Raw genomic sequence first — 18,641 nt, forward strand, 5'->3', positions numbered from 1 at the left:
GCTGACTCAAAAAGTCAATCTATGTTTTAATCAGCCTCTTTTTGAGTTATTAAGAAATTGGAGCAATTTTAAAAAGAGATTTGAATATAACACACAGTCTTTTCTAACTGTCTAATCAAACAATCTATCTACTAATTTATTTATTCTATGATCATACGTGTGTTCTGAAAGGGTTCTTTGCAATCCCCGTTTTGCTATTATTCTTCTTTCGTCAGGATGATTTAAATAGTATTCAAGCAGATGCATTAAATCCAAGTGAGAGGAATAAGTGACAATATCATCCTCTGGGTTATACTGATTAATTAAATCCTTTCGTAAATCTGTTAATTGAAAAGAACCACATGCAGAAACTTCAAAGGTTCTGGGATTAATTGAAAATGCGGGGATGTTTCGACTGTTTAGATTAACATATCGATCATCAGTTGTCCTATGAAAATTAATCACAATCTTTGCACCATTATAATATTTGGCCGTTTCCTCCGGAGAAGCCCATTGATGTTGAATTTTTCCCGCTAGTATACGATACTTACTTAATTTTTCCCACCCATTACCAATGATTCGCAAATTCTTTGTAGATAAATATCTAGCCATTTTATCGAACATTTTAATCCGTTCAGTAAATGCACTCCCCACAAATAAAATATCTGATTCATATTCTGGTCCTACACTTTTAGGGTGAAAGATTTCTGTATCTACTGCCAGTGGTAAATAATAGACTCTCTGACAACCACGTAATTTATAAATATTTACACAATTTAGTTCTTGTGTAAAAACAATATCAAAAAAAGAAACAACATTTTGTGTATAATCCATATAATACGGATCATCTGTAAGCCATAACGCCTTCTTTATTCTTAACTGACTTACTACATCAAGATGTGCTTGGGTAAGGATACCAGGACTAAAATAAAGAATAATATTTGGATTGGTTTCGTGGACAATTTTTAGAATATCATCATTAGGAGACACGACAATCAAATCTTTAACAGTCTTTCTCAAAGCCTGAATTATTACCTTCTCCATATCAGGATAAATTAAACCTGCATTAGATACCACAAATATCATTTTTATGTCCTTTTTATAGAACTCTTTAAAAATGAAGTTATGTTTATTCGTTGACTTGATTAAATTTTCCTTAAAGGTCCAGTATCCAAAAAGCCCATTTTCATTTCCGATGAATGTATTATTTAGATTTTCGTTTATATCCTTCTTAGATCTTACATTACTCCAAATTCTAATCTCTCTTAAAAAACCAACATAATATCCATATGGTTCATAGCCCCCAAAAAAACCGGAGGCATATACGGTATTTTTATTGCTCTTCAATCCTTGCTTTATAAATTCACCATTTATATATAAATAAGGAGTTTTTTCACGATAGACGATTGCGATATGTGTCCAATCAGTTATTGTCACAGGAAATACTAAAAGGGCTGGTAAATAGCTAGAACTATGTTCATAAACGATAATACCATTTGTACCAACAGATACCCCTACACCAGCTTCCTTTTCATTTTCTCCATGCCCTGGACCAATAATAAATCTTTGGTTTGTAAGACCGCTTATACCGGACAAGGACTCCACGTCAATATGAATAGTATCTAACGGTTTGACCCAAAATTCAATCGTAAAAGAATTACTTACATTTTTAAATAATGATTCAATGGAAATTTCCTTGCTTCCATTAAGATAAATGGACTTTTGTTCCATCAATAACATACTCCCTTTATTTAATCAAGTATTGAAATGCCTTATTATAAATACTAACCTCCCGGAATTATTGATGTTTAGCATAATAGTTCTTTGCAATATTTTCGATAAATATTGCAAGATTTTTATTTTTGGGAAATAAGATCCCAAGACCATGATTGATTGTAATATCGATAAAATTCAATGGTATAGAAGATTCTTTTATAAAATCTTCAATAGCTGTAAGGACACCGTTTTGTTCTCCACCCTCGTATAGAGCGTTATTCAATTGAGGATTCACAATTCCGGGTACTTCATTGGAATCGATTAACCCATTAAAGCCTTGCAACATTCCTTTTTGGGCATATGGTTTTCGATATTGAGAAGGAATTGAAATTGGAAAATAATACATATCTCTTCTACCATATGGCCAATCAGTATCATGAAAAAAGATAATTGGAAATTCATGATCCTTCAAAGAATTTTTCTCTATTGTTTTCAATTCATGATAAACCGTATACCAATTATGATCTCCATCAATTAAAATAGCATCGTAATGAGTAATGAGCGGTAAGGCATTTAAACTTAAATCTTTTTTAATCGTAAAATGAGGATTTTGCATTTCTAATGTATCCACATCAAATTGGGGCACCGGGTCAATAGCTAACAGGTGAGCGTTTTGTTCCGAACAATAAGCTAAAATATTATGTGTATTAATTCCATCTGCACACCCTATTTCAATAATTGATTTGATATTCTCCTTCAAAAAAATAGGCTTTATAACGTCATCCCAAAATCTGTTCATAATTTAGCTCCTTACCTCTAGTGAGAGTTTTCGTTCTTCTCCATTTGGTATAATCATCTCTAGTCAGTTCAAACGTATAAATGACTTTATATGCACCATATAAAGGATCAGTTTCTATTGAGCGGCCTAAATGCTCTGGCATATGAGAAAGAATATAGGTGGTTTTCATCCCTAACTGGCTCGCTTTTTCCTGATAATACCCATCTATTCCATATAAATCACTTTTGATTAAATCAGAAAAATGTACCTGCCATAGTTCCTTCTTTAACATGACACAACCAAAGACAGTATAAGATGCCTCAAAATAAATCGTATAATCTGGTTTCGTAAAGATGTTTTCTCAAAAAATATTTTATTTTTTAAGCCATCTAAAACTCCAGACCACATAAGTGACACATAGGCGAAATCAGGATAATCTTGGAGAGCATTAAACATGACTTGGAGCCAGTTATTATTTGGAACAATAATATCATCCTCCAAGATAACCAAATTTCCCCCATTTGCCTGCAGGGCTCAAAAATTAAATCCCTCAGGGTTCCCAATATTTTTCATTGGATCTACTATTCTTGCCCTTGGGTGATCAATACTATTAATATAATCAATTGCTTTGACCTAGTACTCGATATCCATATGCCACCTACTTTGGAATAAGCAAAATAATTGGATTTTCTTCTCCCATATAGTAAACATTTGTTAACCCTTTCTCGGCGAGCCTTCTCGTGAATCATGATTGAAAACATCAGAATTATACATATAAATCCCTGCTATAAAATAAGAAGAAGGGGTATTTATCGGTTTTCAATAATATAGAAATTTGTTATTTTTCCTGTCTAATTCGAGCACGACACAACGAGTAGGATCATGAACTTCTTTCAGTAGAACTCTGGCACCTGTAACCTGCCTTTGAAATTTCTGAACAAAAGGGTTTAAAGAGTATTGGAAAATATTACCTCTAATAACACAACAAATTTTTCTTCTTGTAAAAAGTCTTTTGCACACTTAAGGGAATCAGCAATCCCACCGCCTACATAAATTAGAACATTAAGAATGAAAGGAGTTATTCTTGCAGGTGATACTGGAACTCGTATAAAACCCTTAACCTCGGTTGTCAATAAACACCTTTTATCTGTAGGTCCTTACCCGTTTGGCCGATTATTCGCTTAAGGGATGCAGGCATTCATGAAATATCATTATTAAAAATAAAAAAGATCTAAGTGGATTTATCAGGTTATTAGAACACGGAGAAAAATTAAATGTTTCTCTCCATAATACGCAGCAGATAAACAGTATGTATAGGCTTTTTGATTGGTACTCTGAACTATTTGCTCTTGAAGATATGTTGACCAATACCTTCTTTCTGTTCCAGTCCTTTGTCTGTTTAACGAATTCATCAGCCAATACGATGGGTGCCATGAAATTCACCCGCATGCTCGTTTCCAAATTTACTGTACCAAGGTTTCCTACCGGCTTAATAGGTTCAATGACACCTGCATTATTAATGAAATAAATGTCACTTGTATCATCGACAGCAGCAAGAATCTCCTTGACTAAGGAAGGCAACTTTTCAGTTTCATTCAAGTCCAGCGAATAAATGTAAGTTTCGTCCAAACCGGTCAGCCATCCGCTGCATTTCAGGATGGGCTGTACGGGAAACTAAAATGCAATGATCACTTGTCTGCACACACCCTTTGGCGATGGCGGCACCTAAACCTTTTGAAGCTCATGTGAATATAAACGTTTTCACGGCTTTTCCCCCTTTTCTGGATATAACTATTGTACCAAAATCGAGTTTGGAATGGTCTCATCCCGAACCATGATATTAAAGCAAAGTTGATTGGAGCGGTGTGCGAGACTCCTGCGGGAAATGCGCGTCCAAGGGAGGAGACCCCGCAGGCGCAAAGGCGTCGAGGGCGGACCCGCGGAAAGCGAGAGCCTGGAGAGGAAATCAACGATTTTTGCAACCTCAATTAATAACAGTTGTTTACAACTGAATGGGAGCGGATTTCTTAAATCAAGCTCCGTACTATTTTTAAATAAAAAAACTGCAGGCAAACTTGAACTGCCCCGTAAATGTTAGACACCAAACTAACATTTACGGGGTGTTTTTTATGGCTAATTTTTCTACCGAACAGAAAATATTCATTACACGACTTTACCTTGAAGGTGAGCACAGCTATATGGATCTTCAAAAAATATTTGAAGTTTCGTATCAAATGATTCAAGGATGGGTTCGTTTATACCAAATTCAAGGAGCCGATGGATTTAAGAAATCCTATACAAGTTATTCTACGGAGTTTAAAATGGATGTACTTAATTATATGAATAAAACGGGTATATCTTCTTACGACGCAGCCGCAAGGTTTAATATTTCATCTCCAGCGCTAATTCGGACGTGGAGAATAAATGTTAATGCCTATGGATTAGATGCCCTAATTTCTAAGAAAAAGGGGAGACCATCCATGAAAAAAGATATCAATCCATCCAAACAAATTGAAGGTTCGGTTAAAGAGCTTGAAGAACGAATTAAACAACTAGAAATGGAGAATGCGTATTTAAAAAAGTTAAATACTTTAGTTCAAATGCAGGAAAAATTACAACCCAAATCAAAGCGCAAGTAATTTATGAACTAAAGTCCATTTATGAGGTTGTGGCCTTAATTAAAGTCGCTGATATTCCACGTAGCACGTACTATTATTGGGAAAAACGCTTGAATCGAGAAGATAAGTATTCGAAGGTAAAAGCCACTATTCAGTCTATCTATCATGAACATAAAGGACGTTACGGTTATCGTCGTATCACAAAAGAGTTAAAAAAATATGGATTTTCTCACAATCCAAAGACCATCAACCGCCTCATGAATGAAATGGGCGTAAAATGTTTAGTCCGTATGAAAAAGTATCGTTCGTATAAGGGGCGTGTTGGTCGAATTGCCCCCCATATTTTACAACGTGATTTTCAAGCCGAGAAAATGAATCAAAAATGGGTAACAGACGTAACGGAATTTCATTTATTTGGGGAGAAACGTTACCTATCCCCTATCCTTGATTTATGTAATGGTGAAATTATTGCCTACAAAGTGATGAAACGCCCTGTTTATAAACTTGTTGGAGATATGTTAGATGAGGCGATTAAACACCTAAAACCAGAAGATACGGTCATCCTCCATTCGGATCAAGGGTGGCATTATCAAATGAAGAAGTATCAAAAAACCTTAAAAGATTCCCGCATTATACAAAGCATGTCCCGTAAGGGAAATTGTTTAGATAACGCAGTCATTGAAAACTTTTTTGGCTTGTTAAAGTCTGAATCGCTTTATCTCCAAGAGTTTGAAAGTATGGAGCACTTTGAAAAGGAATTAGATGATTATATTCATTACTATAACCACAAACGAATGAAGGTAAAATTAAAAGACCTGAGTCCGATAGAATACCGAACTCAGGTCTTAGAAGCTGCTTAAATTATATGTCTAACTTTATTAGGTCAGATCAACTCGATTGTTCGAATTTGTCTACAGTCTGAACAGACCATGTAGTAATGGTTCGTTTATTTAATATATTATAATATCGGTGATACCAGCCTTGCAATGGACTCTTTAAAACGAATCCACTTTGATCGCTTTTCAAACTCTTCAATTGTAAGCTGCCTGCATACATCGATATCCTTATAAAAAATCCTGGTCAGTGTTTCGGCCATGCCTTCATCATAAATGAAGGCATTGACTTCAAAGTTCAATTTAAAACTACGGACATCAATGTTTGCTGTCCCCACCGAGGAGACCTCTTCGTCCACCACGATCATCTTCGCATGAATAAAGCCGTTATCATAGATGAATACCTTAGCACCCGCTCTTAATAGCTGCCCAGCATTGAAAGTCGTTGCCCAATAAACAAATAGATGATCAGGTTTATTCGGAATCATGATTTTCACATCTACCCCTGATAAGCTCGCAATCCTGATTGCATCCAATAAACTGGCATCCGGTATGAAGTAAGGTGTTTGAATGAGAATCGATTTCTTTGCTGATGAAATTAATTTAATATAGCCATTTTTAATTTGTTCCCATTCAGAATCCGGCCCACTTGTCACTATTTGCAAATCTATATTCCCTTGGGTCTCTACAATAGGGAAATAATGAGGCTGATAAGTTATATCATGATGCTTTGATGCCTGATTCCAATCCAGGATAAACCGAGTTTGAATGGCCTTGACAGCCGACCCCTCTATACGAAGGTGTGTATCACGCCAATAACCGAATTTTGGATTAAGCCCTAAATATTCATCACCAACATTAAAGCCGCCAACATACCCTACTTTTCCATCTATGATGACGAGCTTTCGATGGTTACGGAAATTCAGTCGTAAATTTATAAATTTAAATTTGGATGGAAAGAATGCCTCCACTCGTCCTCCAGCCTGCCTAAATTCCCTGAAGAAACGTTTAGTCATCCCTCTAGATCCCAATTCGTCATAAAGCAGCCGAACTTTGACGCCTTCATTCGCTTTTTTAGTCAAAGCTTCAATGAATCGTTTACCCAGGCCGTCCCTTTGAATGATGTAATATTGTATATGTATATGGTTTTCGGCCGCTTCGATATCTTTAAAAAGCTGGTCAAACTTATTTTTCCCTTCCGTAAAAATATCGACCTGATTATCTTCAGTAAGGACGGCATCATTGTTTCGGAGATGCATATAAATCAAATCACGATAATTACTCGAAGAAGCATTTCGAAAAGGAAAATGATTCGTTGAAAGCTCTTCCATCTGTTTATCAATAATTTCTTCGATCCCGATCTTCTTCTTATCCTCCCATTGGAATAAGTGTGCATGCCTTAAACTTGTTCCAAAAAGCAGATATAAAATAAAACCGACTACAGGCAAAAAATATAAAACCAATAACCAAGCCCAGGTCGTGCTCGCTTCCCTTCTTTCAAAAAATATGACAATCGTTGCAAATAAAATATTTAGAATGATGACGAGGCCGAGCAAAACCGATGTAACATGCGTAAATTCCATAGCATACCCTCACTAAATTTTTATCCCTTTAAGGATACCATGCAAATTCTTTATATCAAAGGATTTGCTTATCAGAAATGAAAACAGAGAATTCACAAAAATGGACCTCTTCTTGTAGAGGCCCATTTTAAAAAATACATCCAGCCCGGACACTAAAATTTCTCAGATTGGCCAGGCAGTCTAATAATATTTGTTTTAAAAATTCCAATTTAACAAAAAAATAATCGCTTACCGGCTTTTCACTAATAAATTCACAGCTTCTTTCACTAGCTCTTCGGGATTCTTTTCCCCGGATTCATTAGCCTCCCGGACGCATTCAACAAGATTGGAACTTACTATTACCCCAATCGTCCGATCGATTGCAGATCTGGTTGCAGATAACTGAGTTACTACATCCCTGCAATCTTTATTATCCTCCATCATTTTCAAAATCCCACGAAGCTGTCCTTCAATTCGCTTCACTCTATTTTTAACCTGCTTATCGTACTCCATGTGAGGCCTCCTACCCTGCCTATTACTTATGAATCCTATCCAGATATCCATCATAAAACCCCTTCAGACGAAATGAAGGTTTGATAAAAATCTTACAATTTATAATACATACCACCTAGGTATAATTGTCAAGTGCCAATATCCAATAAAACTCCAATATGTAATTCCTATTTTTGTACAAGGAGACTTTGTGCAACTGCCTCAGAAAACTCGATCGTCATTTGGGGAACGTAGGTTTTTAACAAAGCATTGACGATAGGGGCTTTAGCGCCTTTTGCCGTAATCGCCAGGCAGCCAGTCATTTTAGTCTGTCCAATTCCGCACTCTTCCGCTAAAAAATAGCCATGCCCATCAAATTTTTCATTTAATCCCTTAAGCTTAAATGTTACCTTATCTGGTTCAATCCATTCCATAATATTCACTTCCAGTTTAATTTTCTTCTTCATTAATCCCAAATCGCTTTTAAACTCCCAAATAAGTGTCCGCTCATTTAACATCTCATGATTGATATATCCTGGGACTAGAGGTGCCCAACGATCTATGCTACTTACAAAACCCCATACCGTTTTTTTGGAAACAGGTAATATGATACTATGCACACCTTCTGACAAAGCAGTTCCCCCTTAATCATTCTATTTACATCTTTGTAATGTATGGCTGAACAATACTGAATAGAACGGTACGATTAGAATCTTGAACAAAATTCTCCCGGTGTAAGATATCATTTAAAGATAATAACAGCAAAGAATCGCCCCTGTAAAAAAAGGGACGATCGTTTTTTATTGCTGGGCCTCAGACTTTAGACAAACTCGAACAATATTGAATGCCTACATTTTTTTGAGGGAATGTAAAATATAAGCGTTGATTTCCACTCCAGGCACTCGCTTTCCGCGGGCGGTCCGGGAGCCTCCTCGGCGCTCTTGGCGCCTGTGGGGTTGCTTTTCCCGCCGGAGTCTCGCACCTCCAACTTTGCTTAAAATTTAGATGCAACCCCTTTGGTCTACAAACTCAGACCCAGCTTAATCACTGGGGCTTTTTTTAGGCTAAGATTATTCTTCCGTAACTTTTTCAGTTTCTTCATTTTCTACAATTTAGGAGTATTAATCGCAGTCCTTGTTTATTGGTTTAACCCTGCAGGCAACCCAATGATTGATATTATATCCCTAATTGCGATTTGATTCTTAATTTATGGACCAGTAATGTTAATAGGTCTGCAAGCACTTGATTTAGTTCCTAAAAAAGCTGCAGGCACTGCAGCAGGACTGACTGGCTTATTTGGATATCTAGGTGGATCTGTAGCGGCTAATGCCATTATGGGATTTGTAGTTGACTTTTCAGGCTGTAATGCAGGTTTTACATTAATTACGATTTCTTGTGTACTGGCAGTAGTGGTCTTTGCATGTACTTGGAATGTTCGAGGACAGGAAGTGGTAAAGGGCTAATACAGGCATATTATTGAGCTCAAGTTTCCCCATCCCCCTGGATATATTCTAAGGGGGATGGGTTTTTTACTGTCAGTTAAACCGATCCATGATTAATTGACGCAATATTAAGTTATCTATGGCAAAAAGAAGTTGACGGACGTTTGTGACATACCTTATTGAAATGCATATAAAAAATGACCATGCCTTTAAACCAACGGTCCTAAAGGCATAGTCATTATATCAAAAATCATATAGATTCATGCTTTCTACCAAAATACTGGTTATTGCCGATCAAAAAGAGAAGCCCCCGCTATTCCGGGTTTTGTCATCTCATAAGGATTTAGAATCAGATCCAATTCTTCTTCTGTCAACACATCATATTGTAAACAAAGTTCGCGAACTGATTTCCCTTTCAATATCGCTTCACGGGCAATACGTGAAACCACTTCATACCCAAGGTGCGGATTGACTGCTGTAATCACTCCGACACTTTGTTCGACATAATCTTTTAAATGCTGCTCATTAGCCTCAATGCCTTCCAAACAATAATCTGTAAAGACATTGAAAGCATTGTTCATAATGCTGATTGATTGCAACAAATTGAATACAAGCACTGGCTCCATTACGTTCAACTCTAGTTGTCCCGCTTCTGATGCTAAGCAAATCGTATTATCGTTCCCGATTACTTGGAAAGCGACTTGATTAATTAATTCTGGCATGACTGGATTTACTTTACCTGGCATGATGGATGAACCTGGTTGACGGGCTGGAAGTGTGATTTCTCCTAATCCCGCTCTCGGTCCTGAAGCCATCAAACGTAAATCATTTGCAATTTTAGACATATTCATCATACATACTTTCAATGAAGCTGATACCTCAGTGTATGCATCCGTATTTTGGGTTGCATCTACTAAATGTTCTGCTCCTACAAGCGGCAAGTTACTGATTTCAGCTAAATATGTAACAACGTTTTCAATGTAACGCGGATCTGCGTTCAATCCCGTTCCCACTGCTGTTGCTCCCATATTCACTTCATATAAATGTTGACGTGATTGACTTATTCTTTTTATATCCCGATCCAAAACGCGACTGTAAGCCTCGAATTCTTGACCAAGGCGAATCGGCACTGCGTCTTGAAGATGTGTGCGTCCCATTTTGATAACATGATCAAATTGTTTTGCTTTTTTCTTTAAAACCGTACTCATCTTGGTCATTGTTTGTAACAATTGCTCCAAAAGACGCAGTGTTGATAAATGAATGGCAGTTGGGAATACGTCATTGGTTGATTGAGACATGTTAACATGGCTATTTGGGCTAACATGTACATAATCACCTTTATTGTGTCCCATAAGTTCTAACGCACGGTTGGCAACGATTTCATTAATATTCATATTCATCGATGTCCCCGCACCGCCTTGAATTGGGTCAACGATGAAATATTCATGCCACTTTCCATCGATCACTTCTTCAGAAGCTTTGACGATAGCGCTTCCAATACCATCATATAACCGTTTGGTATCCATATTCGCTAAAGCGGCGGCTTTTTTAATCATGGCCAATGCACGAATCATTTCTTCATTGACTTTGTAACCGGTAATCGGAAAATTTTCCACTGCGCGTAAAGTTTGTATACCATAATAAACATCTGCTGGAATTTCCTTTTCCCCAAGAAAGTCTTTCTCGATTCGGTATGTTTTCTCTTCTATCAACATTTCCTCTTGCCCCTTTGTTTGTTCTAGAATGTAATGTCCTCTGCAATCGGTGTTTCCATCATTTCCTTCACTTTTTTAGGATCCTGCGTCTTCGCTAATATCCACATCAACTTAGGAACGATGGCTTCTGTATTCATATTCCTGGAACGAATGATGACATTCTTGTTCACTTTTCGTCCCACTTCGTAAATATCCATATCTTCCCCTTCTTCTAAGCATTGGGTAGTAATGACAACGGATATTCCACATTGTACTAACTCATTCAATTTCTCTAAAATGTTTCTTCCTTGAAATGGAATACCACCGCTTCCATAACTTTCAATTACGATTCCCCGACACTGATTTTTCAGGAAATCAAAGAATTCAGGCTTAATACCGGGATGCAGCTTGACTAAAGCAACATCAGTACATAGGGAAGCATCCAGCTTAGCTTCCTTATTCTTTGGTGAATGAACTGGCTTTAGATACTCAATTTTATCTTTGAATATGGTCGCAATATAAGGATAGTTAATACTTTCAAACGAATCATAGCTTTTCGTTCTCAATTTAATGGCCCTCGTACCCTGAATGACTCTGCCATCAAAAACAACATATACTCCTCCAATATCTTCACAAGCAAACCGGATCGCATCAGAGATATTCCTTTTGGCATCTGTCTTTTTAAAGGCAATCGGGACCTGAGAACCAGTAATGACGATTGGTTTCCCTAAATCTTGTAACATATATGAGAGCGCAGCAGAAGTGTAAGCCATTGTATCTGTTCCATGGGTAATCACAAAGCCATCGTAATCATGGTAGTGCTTATGGATGGATTGTGCCATTTCTGTCCAATCTTCCGGCTGCATATTTGTACTATCAATATTCATCAAAGGCTTACTATCAATCTGACATAGTAAATCCAATCCCGGTAGGTGGCCTAAAATTTCGTCAGCTTTCATTTCTGGAACAAGTCCATTTTTTCCTTCTAACGATGCAATTGTACCACCTGTAGTAAGCAACATCAACTTCTTCATTTTTGATTTTAACTTTTCCAATATACTACCCCCTAATAAGCCTCCCTGTTTCACTATCATTCTAATATCTCAGATAAGGATGTTTCCGCTGTAAATGTTCATGTAACGCGTACAACACATGTTATTATAGTCATGTTTCATAGTGAAATCAAGCGAAAGTTATTCATTACGCGTACACTTTTTTCAATATGATGTTATAATGGATTTATATAAAAGGAGAGTAATAATAATGATTTTAAATAGATTGACTACATTAAGGAAGTCCAAAAGATGGTCTTTGCAATATACCGCTGACAGGCTCGGAATCGCCAAAAGTACCTATGCCGGTTACGAATCGGGCCACCGCCGCCCTTCATTAGAAACGATTAATTTATTGGCAGGCTTATATGATACCTCAACTGATTACATTCTCGGTCGAGTGGAGTATCAATCTAAGGATATGGATAATGAGTCGCCTCAAGTCATGGAATTAACGGATTTACCAGATATGAAGCTAGCTGTAGATGGAATTTCCCTTTCTGAAGAGGAAACGATTCAATTTATCGCTTTTATTAGAGCTAAACGGGAAGTGGAAATAAATCGCGATAAACAAAATGAAACATAGGCAGACATTGAGTTTAAACTGGTATTTGGTAAAAGAACCGTACTTCTTCAGCAGGTTCTTATACTGCCTGACATGTTCATTATAATTGTAATATACCGCAGCTTTCATCAAATAGGATAGTTCGGTTCGCCCAGTTTGACGGTTGCACGTAATTATTTCTGTGTTTAGAAATTTAAATTTCATTAACTAATATATAGAAGATAGTCGGTTTTTTTAAAAAATCATCCATTTTCATTTTCTGTTGTCCTCTTTAGACTTATTCATTTTCCCTCTTTATCTATTTGCAATGAAAGAAAAAACATGGCAAAGATCATGGTTTCCCCCGGTGAATTAATCAAAAAAGAAGCAACATGAAGTGAGCGTTATGTCTTAATTCATGTGCTTCTATTATTGGAATCCTTAAAGAAATGGAAAATTCCTCAATATAATGTCTCAACAGATATGCTGCATTTCCATATTTTAAGGCATTTCATCTTCTTTTTCCCTATTCTTGAAAGCTTCATGAGTGACAATATCCTCAATCTGTTCATACTGGCGGCTGTGTTCCTTCTCTTCGCTAATTCTATTATTGGGTAAATTTCCTGGATGTCCTTTTTCTTTATGATTAAAATTTTTACCACGACTCATAACTCATTCTCTCCTTTCCATTCATTGTTTGTCTAGTTTTCCCAAGCACGAAAAAAATATGATTTAATTTCTCTTTTTACAGTTTTTGCAAAAGGGTTGGTTTACCTGTAATTTTCAGCTGATCTTGCGCGACTTATTTCTGAAGTGTCAAGAAATTAATTATTCAATCCTTTCAAATTACTCGAATCTGAATAAAGAGCTCAAAAAGAACAGGAACCGCCAGATTCCTGTTCTTTTTGTTTATAGGTTTCCCGACTACTTACATATTTAATAACAATATTTTTGATAACAAAAAAGGCTAGGAGAACGTTACCACGGAAGGTCGCCACTTTCTTGAAATGCCCGCAATATGATGAGGAGCGGTTCTGCAACATCCTCCAATTATATTTGCCCCCGCATGGTGCCAATCTTCAGATTTCACATCGAGCCTATTACATGATTCTGGACCATGCCATGTTTTAGTTTCTGGATTATATGATTCACCGGAATTCGGATAAACGATAATTGGTTTATTCGTGTTTGCACGCAACACCTGTATGGCTTCCGTGATAACTGATACAGGCGCACAGTTGATGCCAATTGCGGCAATTTGCTCACTGTCCCCAAACAATCTGGCACACTCCTCCAGCAATGTGCCGTCACTAATCGCTTTTTCATTTTTCAAAGAAAAGGACAGCCAAGCATAGACTTCTGGATAATCTTTCAATAATGAATGTAATACTTTTGCTTCTTGCAGGGAAGGAATCGTTTCAAATGCTAAAATGTCAGCTCCTGCTTCAATCAAAGCTGATATTCGTGAGCGATGAAATGCCGCCAAAGTTTCATCTGAAACACCATAATTCCCGACATACTCTGAACCATCTGCAAGATAAGCCCCATAAGGTCCAACTGATGCAGCAACCAATGGCTTAGGTCTAATCGTTTGAAATTCTTCCTTCCAAAATTCATCTCTTGCTTTTCTTGCTAGTAAAACCGTTTTCCTGATTAGATCCAATGCCTCTTTTTCTTGTATTCCGCGGAGGGCGAAACCTTCAACCGTTGCTTGATAGCTTGCCGTTATCGAACAGTCAGCACCAGCTCGAAAGTAGTCAGAGTGCACCTGGTAAATCACTTCTGGATTTTCAAGTAATACACGTGCAGACCACAGGGGATCGTCCAAATCACACCCATGACTTTCAAGCTCTGTAGCTAAAGCTCCGTCCAAAATCATAACTGAATGACCTTGTAAAATTTCTTCAATTGGGTTAATTTTATTTTTCATGGTCTACTCCTCTTTTCTTTATGGTTTGTGTCAGATAATAACTTCCATAGCAAAACAAAATAAACGGAATGCCACAATATAGTGCTATTCTTTGTGTAGGATCAAATGCAATTCCTATGCAAGAAGCAAGACATAGCATAAATGAAACGATTGGTACGAATGGATATAATGGTGTATGATAAGCCAAATCATTAACTGAGTTTCCTTCGTTTATATATCGTCTGCGAAATAGAAACTGTGACGCGCTAATACTCATCCAAACTATAACCACGGCTAGTCCAGAAATGGATACAAGCACTATATATACAGTATCCGGCGCAATAATACTCGAGAAAAGTGCTAAAACACCGCCCAGCATACTGAAAAGGACTGCATTCAAGGGAACACCCCGTTTTGTCAATTTTGCAAATATTGGTGAAATAGTTTTCTTATCTGCAAGTGACCAAAGCATCCTGGATGAGGCATATAGTCCTGAGTTCGCAGCAGACAAAATGGCAGTTAATATAACAAAGTTCATAATATCCGCTGCATATGGCACTCCAATTCGTTCTAGAACGGCAACAAAGGGGCTCTCTAATACGCTTGCATCCGAAACAGGCAATAATGCGGATAAAACAACGATGGTACCTACAAAAAAGATAATCAATCTCCATAATGTCATACGGATTGCCTTTGGAATCGTTTTTTCCGGATTCACAGTTTCTCCAGCTGCAACTCCGATCAATTCAGTTCCAGAAAATGCAAAATTCACCGCGAGCATCGTCATTAGAATGGCAAAAGCACCATTTGGAAATAAACCTGCACTTGTAACATTGGAAAATAACGGAGCTGATTGTGCGTTAATCATTGGAATGAAACCTATCATTGCCGCAGCTCCCAGAATAATGAATATTACAATAGCAAATACCTTTATAGACGCAAACCAGAATTCGGATTCAGCGAAAAACTTAACGGTCCACGCATTTAATGCCAAAACCAAAATGGCAAATAGAGCACTCCATATCCAGACACTGATTGATGGAAACCATCGCTGCATCAACAATCCTGCAGCCGTGAATTCCGAACCTAGTGCAACAGTCCAGGTTAGCCAATACAACCAGGCTACTGTATATCCTGTCCCTGGTCCGATGTATTTGGTTGCGTAACTATGAAACGCACCAGTCTCGGGCATATGCACTGATAGTTCACCTAGACATAGCATGACTAGATAAACCACTAATGCACCAATCAGATACGAAAGGATGGTTCCGAACGGACCAGCCTGTTGAATCGTATAACCCGAACTTAAGAATAAACCAGTTCCAATCACCCCGCCAAGCGATAGCATTATTATATGCCGTGCTTGCATTTGCCTTTGAAAATCATGCTTCCTTTTGTTATCCATTCTTACTCTCCTTAATCTTGCATCCAGAAAAAACGAAAACGCACTCTAAAAAAGAGTGCGTTACTGACAAATAAACACGTACGGTCTTATCTATCAAGGTTTCACCCCCTGGAATTAGCACAGTGTCTTTGTAGACCTGTTGCTGAGGTTTCATAGGGCCAGTCCCTCCACCTCTCTGGATAAGAAATTATTTTTTTATAACTTTATCAATCTATGAAAAATTTGTCAAGTTTTGTTTCGGAATGTTAAGACTTCCTTTAAATGCTAACGATCATGGCGTCTGCGGCATTAATATTAAAAGGTTGCTTATTTTTGGAACAGGCGCTAAGCATATTATAATGGCAAATAAAACTAACCGGGGTCATGTTGGTCTTAAAAATGGCAACATCTTAAAAGATGTCGCCATTTTTTTCTTTTTCCTTAAGGACGTTCTATTTCAAATAATTCCCCTAGTTTTGTATAAGTATGACCTGCTAATCTTGCTACAGGTTTTAGCCCATTCGGGTCAATACGGCCATTATGGTAAATATCTTGCTCTATATGATAGCAGACTATTTTCCCTATCAGTAAATCACAACCAGGTTCATTCTTGGAACCTGCCAATGGAATCGATTGCTCTAATGTACATTCAAAACGCACCTTCGCTTCTTCCAATCCTGGTACGGATACCCTATCACTAACAGCCAGCGTGAAATTAGTAAGACCCAATTCACTTTCTTCAGATGGGAGTTCCTTGGCCGTTCGATTTGCATCAGCAACATTATTTTCGTCAGTGATATGAACAACGAACTCACCTGTTTGAATTGCATTTCGGGCTGTATCCTTTGAAACTCCTTCTTTCCGTTGAACAGAAATGGAAATCATCGGAGGATTTGAACTGACTATGTTAAAAAAGCTGAACGGCGCTATATTGATTGTACCGGTTTCGGATTGTGTCGTAACCAGCGCTATAGGTCTCGGTATAATGCTTCCAGTCAAAAACTTATAATTATCCCGTTCAGTCAGACTTTCAGGGTTAACAGAAATCATCTTCATTCCCTCTCATTCTTATAAAAAGTTCTTTTGAAACCATGAACCTGCTGCATCAACCTCTGAACGTGTCAACTGATGACCATAATTTTCCCATTGAACTTCAACTGTTGCGCCAGCTTGCTGTAAAAGTTGATTAAGTTCTTCAGTTTCTTCTGCCGGGCAAATCGGATCGTTTTTACCTGCAGCTATAAATACAGGTATATCTGAAAGGGACGGCAAAGCAATCCCTCGTCTTGGAACCATTGGATGATGAAGAATCGCTCCTTGTAAGGCCCCCTCGTAATGGAACAGCAAACTTGCCGCTATATTTGCACCATTGGAATAACCTAATGCCACCACTCTGTCACGGTCGAAGTCATATTTTCCGGACGCTGATTCCAAGAAGTCATAAAGCTCCTTCGTTCGGAAAATCAAATCCTCTTCATCAAAAACCCCTTCAGCTAACCGTCGGAAATAACGGGGCATTCCATTTTCAAGTACATTTCCCCGTACGCTCAGTACGGACGAACCCGGTGAAACCATTTCGGATAATGGCAAGAGATCTGTTTCCGTTCCTCCAGTGCCATGTAACAGCAGTAGTAACGGAGCTTCTGGATTACTTCCTTTTTGAAAAATATGTTTCATCATTTATCCTCCTCTAGTACTCTCGGCACTGCCGGCAGTAACGTTTTTTCCATAACTTCCCGCTTTTCTTCCAACCATGGCGGCAGCATTAATTTACTGCCCATCGTTTCTTTCGTTTCATCATGAGCAAAGCCAGGTGGATCTGTGGCTACTTCAAAGAGTATGCCTCCATCTTCCCTGAAATAAATGGCATTGAAGTATTGTCGGTCTGTAAAGGGTGTCACACCATAGCCATGGTTACCGATATGCTCCCTCCATTCTTTATGATCTTCATTATCGCTCGCACGCCATGCAATGTGATGGACAGTTCCCACTCCGATTTTACCGTTTGGTAAAACCGTTTTTTTAACATCGATCAAATTGCCGATATCCGATGTGGATTTGAAGCGGATGAAATCGCCCTCTTCCCCAACCTTTTGAAGGCCCATCACTTCCTCTAAAAGTTCCATCGTTTTGATCGGTTTTGACGTCAATAATACAGCTCCGCCGAAACCCTTGACCGCCTTATCAGCTGGTACACCGCCGGATGACCACTCGCTATTTTTACCTTCTTTACGCTCAACCAGTTCAAGTTGCAAACCATGTGGGTCTTGGAACTCAAGATATTCCTCACCGAAACGTGAAACCTTTTCAAAGTCTATATTAAATTTACCCAAACGATTTTCCCAGAAGCCCATTGAACCCTCCGGAACGGCATATGTTGTAATCCCCACTTGTCCGGAGCCAATTGTCCCTCGGTATGCCCCAGGCCAAGGAAAGAAAGTGATGATTGTGCCCGGTGAACCGGATTCATCTCCGAAATATAAATGATAGGTGCCTGGATCATCAAAATTAACGGTTTTCTTCACCATACGCATTCCCAATACTCCAGCATAAAAATCCACATTCTCTTGAGGATTGCCTACAATTGCGGTTATATGGTGTATCCCTGCATTTTGCTTTTGCATGCCGATTACTTCCT

Annotated in this window: 18 protein-coding genes, 1 pseudogene and 1 riboswitch; of the genes and pseudogenes, 4 read left to right on the forward strand and 15 right to left on the reverse strand. The window is 38.0% G+C overall.

Annotation, left to right across the window (positions count from 1 at the left end):
- Positions 1–111: 111 nt before the first annotated feature.
- The 3 genes from AC0VX1_RS14210 to AC0VX1_RS14220 all read right to left on the reverse strand — a co-directional run bounded on the left by AC0VX1_RS14210 (position 112) and on the right by AC0VX1_RS14220 (position 2,765).
- The gene (locus tag AC0VX1_RS14210; protein ID WP_475471785.1) at positions 112–1,710 is read right to left on the reverse strand and encodes a glycosyltransferase family protein; all 1,599 of its coding nucleotides are present in this window, start codon (positions 1,708–1,710) and stop codon (positions 112–114) included.
- A 67-nt stretch (positions 1,711–1,777) separates the two neighbouring features.
- A complete protein-coding gene (locus tag AC0VX1_RS14215) occupies positions 1,778–2,494 on the reverse strand; it encodes a class I SAM-dependent methyltransferase (RefSeq protein WP_475467628.1) in 717 nt (238 codons plus the stop codon).
- A complete protein-coding gene (locus AC0VX1_RS14220; RefSeq protein ID WP_475467630.1) occupies positions 2,475–2,765 on the reverse strand; it encodes a hypothetical protein in 291 nt (96 codons plus the stop codon). The genes AC0VX1_RS14215 and AC0VX1_RS14220 overlap by 20 nt, the downstream gene beginning before the upstream one ends.
- Positions 2,766–3,541: 776 nt before the next feature.
- On the opposite strand from AC0VX1_RS14220, the gene AC0VX1_RS14225 reads away from it, so the two are divergent.
- The gene (locus AC0VX1_RS14225) at positions 3,542–3,658 is read left to right on the forward strand and encodes a sugar phosphate nucleotidyltransferase (protein ID WP_475467631.1); all 117 of its coding nucleotides are present in this window, start codon (positions 3,542–3,544) and stop codon (positions 3,656–3,658) included.
- On the opposite strand, the gene AC0VX1_RS14230 is transcribed toward AC0VX1_RS14225, so the two are convergent.
- Positions 3,647–4,102, reverse strand: coding sequence for an SDR family NAD(P)-dependent oxidoreductase (locus AC0VX1_RS14230; protein ID WP_475467633.1), 456 nt, complete (start codon positions 4,100–4,102; stop codon positions 3,647–3,649). The two genes, AC0VX1_RS14225 and AC0VX1_RS14230, sit on opposite strands and share 12 nt — an antisense overlap.
- Positions 4,103–4,602: 500 nt before the next feature.
- Between AC0VX1_RS14230 and AC0VX1_RS14235 the strand changes: the two genes are divergently transcribed.
- Positions 4,603–5,951 (forward strand): IS3 family transposase gene (locus AC0VX1_RS14235; RefSeq protein WP_475467635.1). Its coding sequence is split into 2 segments (ribosomal slippage): positions 4,603–5,062 and positions 5,062–5,951, totalling 1,350 coding nucleotides; the frame shifts between segments, so codons are not numbered across the junction.
- 98 nt (positions 5,952–6,049) lie between these two features.
- On the opposite strand, the gene cls is transcribed toward AC0VX1_RS14235, so the two are convergent.
- The 3 genes from cls to AC0VX1_RS14250 form a co-directional block, all read right to left on the reverse strand.
- Positions 6,050–7,507 carry a cardiolipin synthase gene (gene cls / locus AC0VX1_RS14240; RefSeq protein WP_427601521.1) on the reverse strand — a complete coding sequence of 486 codons (1,458 nt, stop codon included), beginning with the start codon at positions 7,505–7,507 and terminating at the stop codon, positions 6,050–6,052.
- A 228-nt stretch (positions 7,508–7,735) separates the two neighbouring features.
- Positions 7,736–7,999 carry a metal-sensitive transcriptional regulator gene (locus tag AC0VX1_RS14245; protein WP_034307218.1) on the reverse strand — a complete coding sequence of 88 codons (264 nt, stop codon included), beginning with the start codon at positions 7,997–7,999 and terminating at the stop codon, positions 7,736–7,738.
- Positions 8,000–8,166: 167 nt separating this feature from the next.
- The gene (locus AC0VX1_RS14250; protein ID WP_475467638.1) at positions 8,167–8,610 is read right to left on the reverse strand and encodes a CoxG family protein; all 444 of its coding nucleotides are present in this window, start codon (positions 8,608–8,610) and stop codon (positions 8,167–8,169) included.
- 468 nt (positions 8,611–9,078) lie between these two features.
- Here AC0VX1_RS14250 and AC0VX1_RS14255 point away from each other — a divergent pair.
- Positions 9,079–9,441, forward strand: a pseudogene (locus AC0VX1_RS14255) (glycerol-3-phosphate transporter); the annotation flags it as partial.
- 263 nt (positions 9,442–9,704) lie between these two features.
- Here AC0VX1_RS14255 and aspA read toward each other — a convergent pair.
- Positions 9,705–11,135 carry an aspartate ammonia-lyase gene (gene aspA, locus AC0VX1_RS14260; protein WP_034307227.1) on the reverse strand — a complete coding sequence of 477 codons (1,431 nt, stop codon included), beginning with the start codon at positions 11,133–11,135 and terminating at the stop codon, positions 9,705–9,707.
- 23 nt (positions 11,136–11,158) lie between these two features.
- Positions 11,159–12,148: an asparaginase gene (locus tag AC0VX1_RS14265; protein WP_034311152.1), complete on the reverse strand. Its 990-nt coding sequence runs from the start codon at positions 12,146–12,148 to the stop codon at positions 11,159–11,161.
- Positions 12,149–12,377: 229 nt separating this feature from the next.
- On the opposite strand from AC0VX1_RS14265, the gene AC0VX1_RS14270 reads away from it, so the two are divergent.
- Positions 12,378–12,752 (forward strand): helix-turn-helix domain-containing protein, encoded by a 375-nt coding sequence (locus AC0VX1_RS14270; protein ID WP_475467640.1) that lies wholly within the window; start codon positions 12,378–12,380, stop codon positions 12,750–12,752.
- 459 nt (positions 12,753–13,211) lie between these two features.
- Here AC0VX1_RS14270 and AC0VX1_RS14275 read toward each other — a convergent pair whose 3' ends face one another.
- The 6 genes from AC0VX1_RS14275 to AC0VX1_RS14300 all read right to left on the reverse strand — a co-directional run bounded on the left by AC0VX1_RS14275 (position 13,212) and on the right by AC0VX1_RS14300 (position 18,627).
- Positions 13,212–13,379 carry a hypothetical protein gene (locus AC0VX1_RS14275; protein WP_162878727.1) on the reverse strand — a complete coding sequence of 56 codons (168 nt, stop codon included), beginning with the start codon at positions 13,377–13,379 and terminating at the stop codon, positions 13,212–13,214.
- Between the two features lie 298 nt (positions 13,380–13,677).
- Positions 13,678–14,640, reverse strand: coding sequence for a homocysteine S-methyltransferase (gene mmuM / locus AC0VX1_RS14280; RefSeq protein ID WP_475467642.1), 963 nt, complete (start codon positions 14,638–14,640; stop codon positions 13,678–13,680).
- Positions 14,630–16,024 carry an S-methylmethionine permease gene (gene mmuP, locus AC0VX1_RS14285; RefSeq protein ID WP_336060249.1) on the reverse strand — a complete coding sequence of 465 codons (1,395 nt, stop codon included), beginning with the start codon at positions 16,022–16,024 and terminating at the stop codon, positions 14,630–14,632. The genes mmuM and mmuP overlap by 11 nt, the downstream gene beginning before the upstream one ends.
- Positions 16,025–16,107: 83 nt before the next feature.
- Positions 16,108–16,210, reverse strand: a riboswitch (SAM riboswitch).
- A 234-nt stretch (positions 16,211–16,444) separates the two neighbouring features.
- Complete coding sequence (locus tag AC0VX1_RS14290) at positions 16,445–17,053, reverse strand: flavin reductase family protein (protein ID WP_063576035.1); 609 nt, start codon at positions 17,051–17,053, stop codon at positions 16,445–16,447.
- An 18-nt stretch (positions 17,054–17,071) separates the two neighbouring features.
- A complete protein-coding gene (locus AC0VX1_RS14295) occupies positions 17,072–17,680 on the reverse strand; it encodes an alpha/beta hydrolase (protein WP_095678950.1) in 609 nt (202 codons plus the stop codon).
- On the reverse strand, positions 17,680–18,627 hold the full coding sequence (locus AC0VX1_RS14300) for a ring-cleaving dioxygenase (RefSeq protein ID WP_475467645.1): 948 nt from the start codon (positions 18,625–18,627) through the stop codon (positions 17,680–17,682). The genes AC0VX1_RS14295 and AC0VX1_RS14300 overlap by 1 nt, the downstream gene beginning before the upstream one ends.
- Between the last annotated feature and the right edge of the window lie 14 nt (positions 18,628–18,641).

The organism is Peribacillus sp. QJM3NY_7, assembly GCF_056173225.1.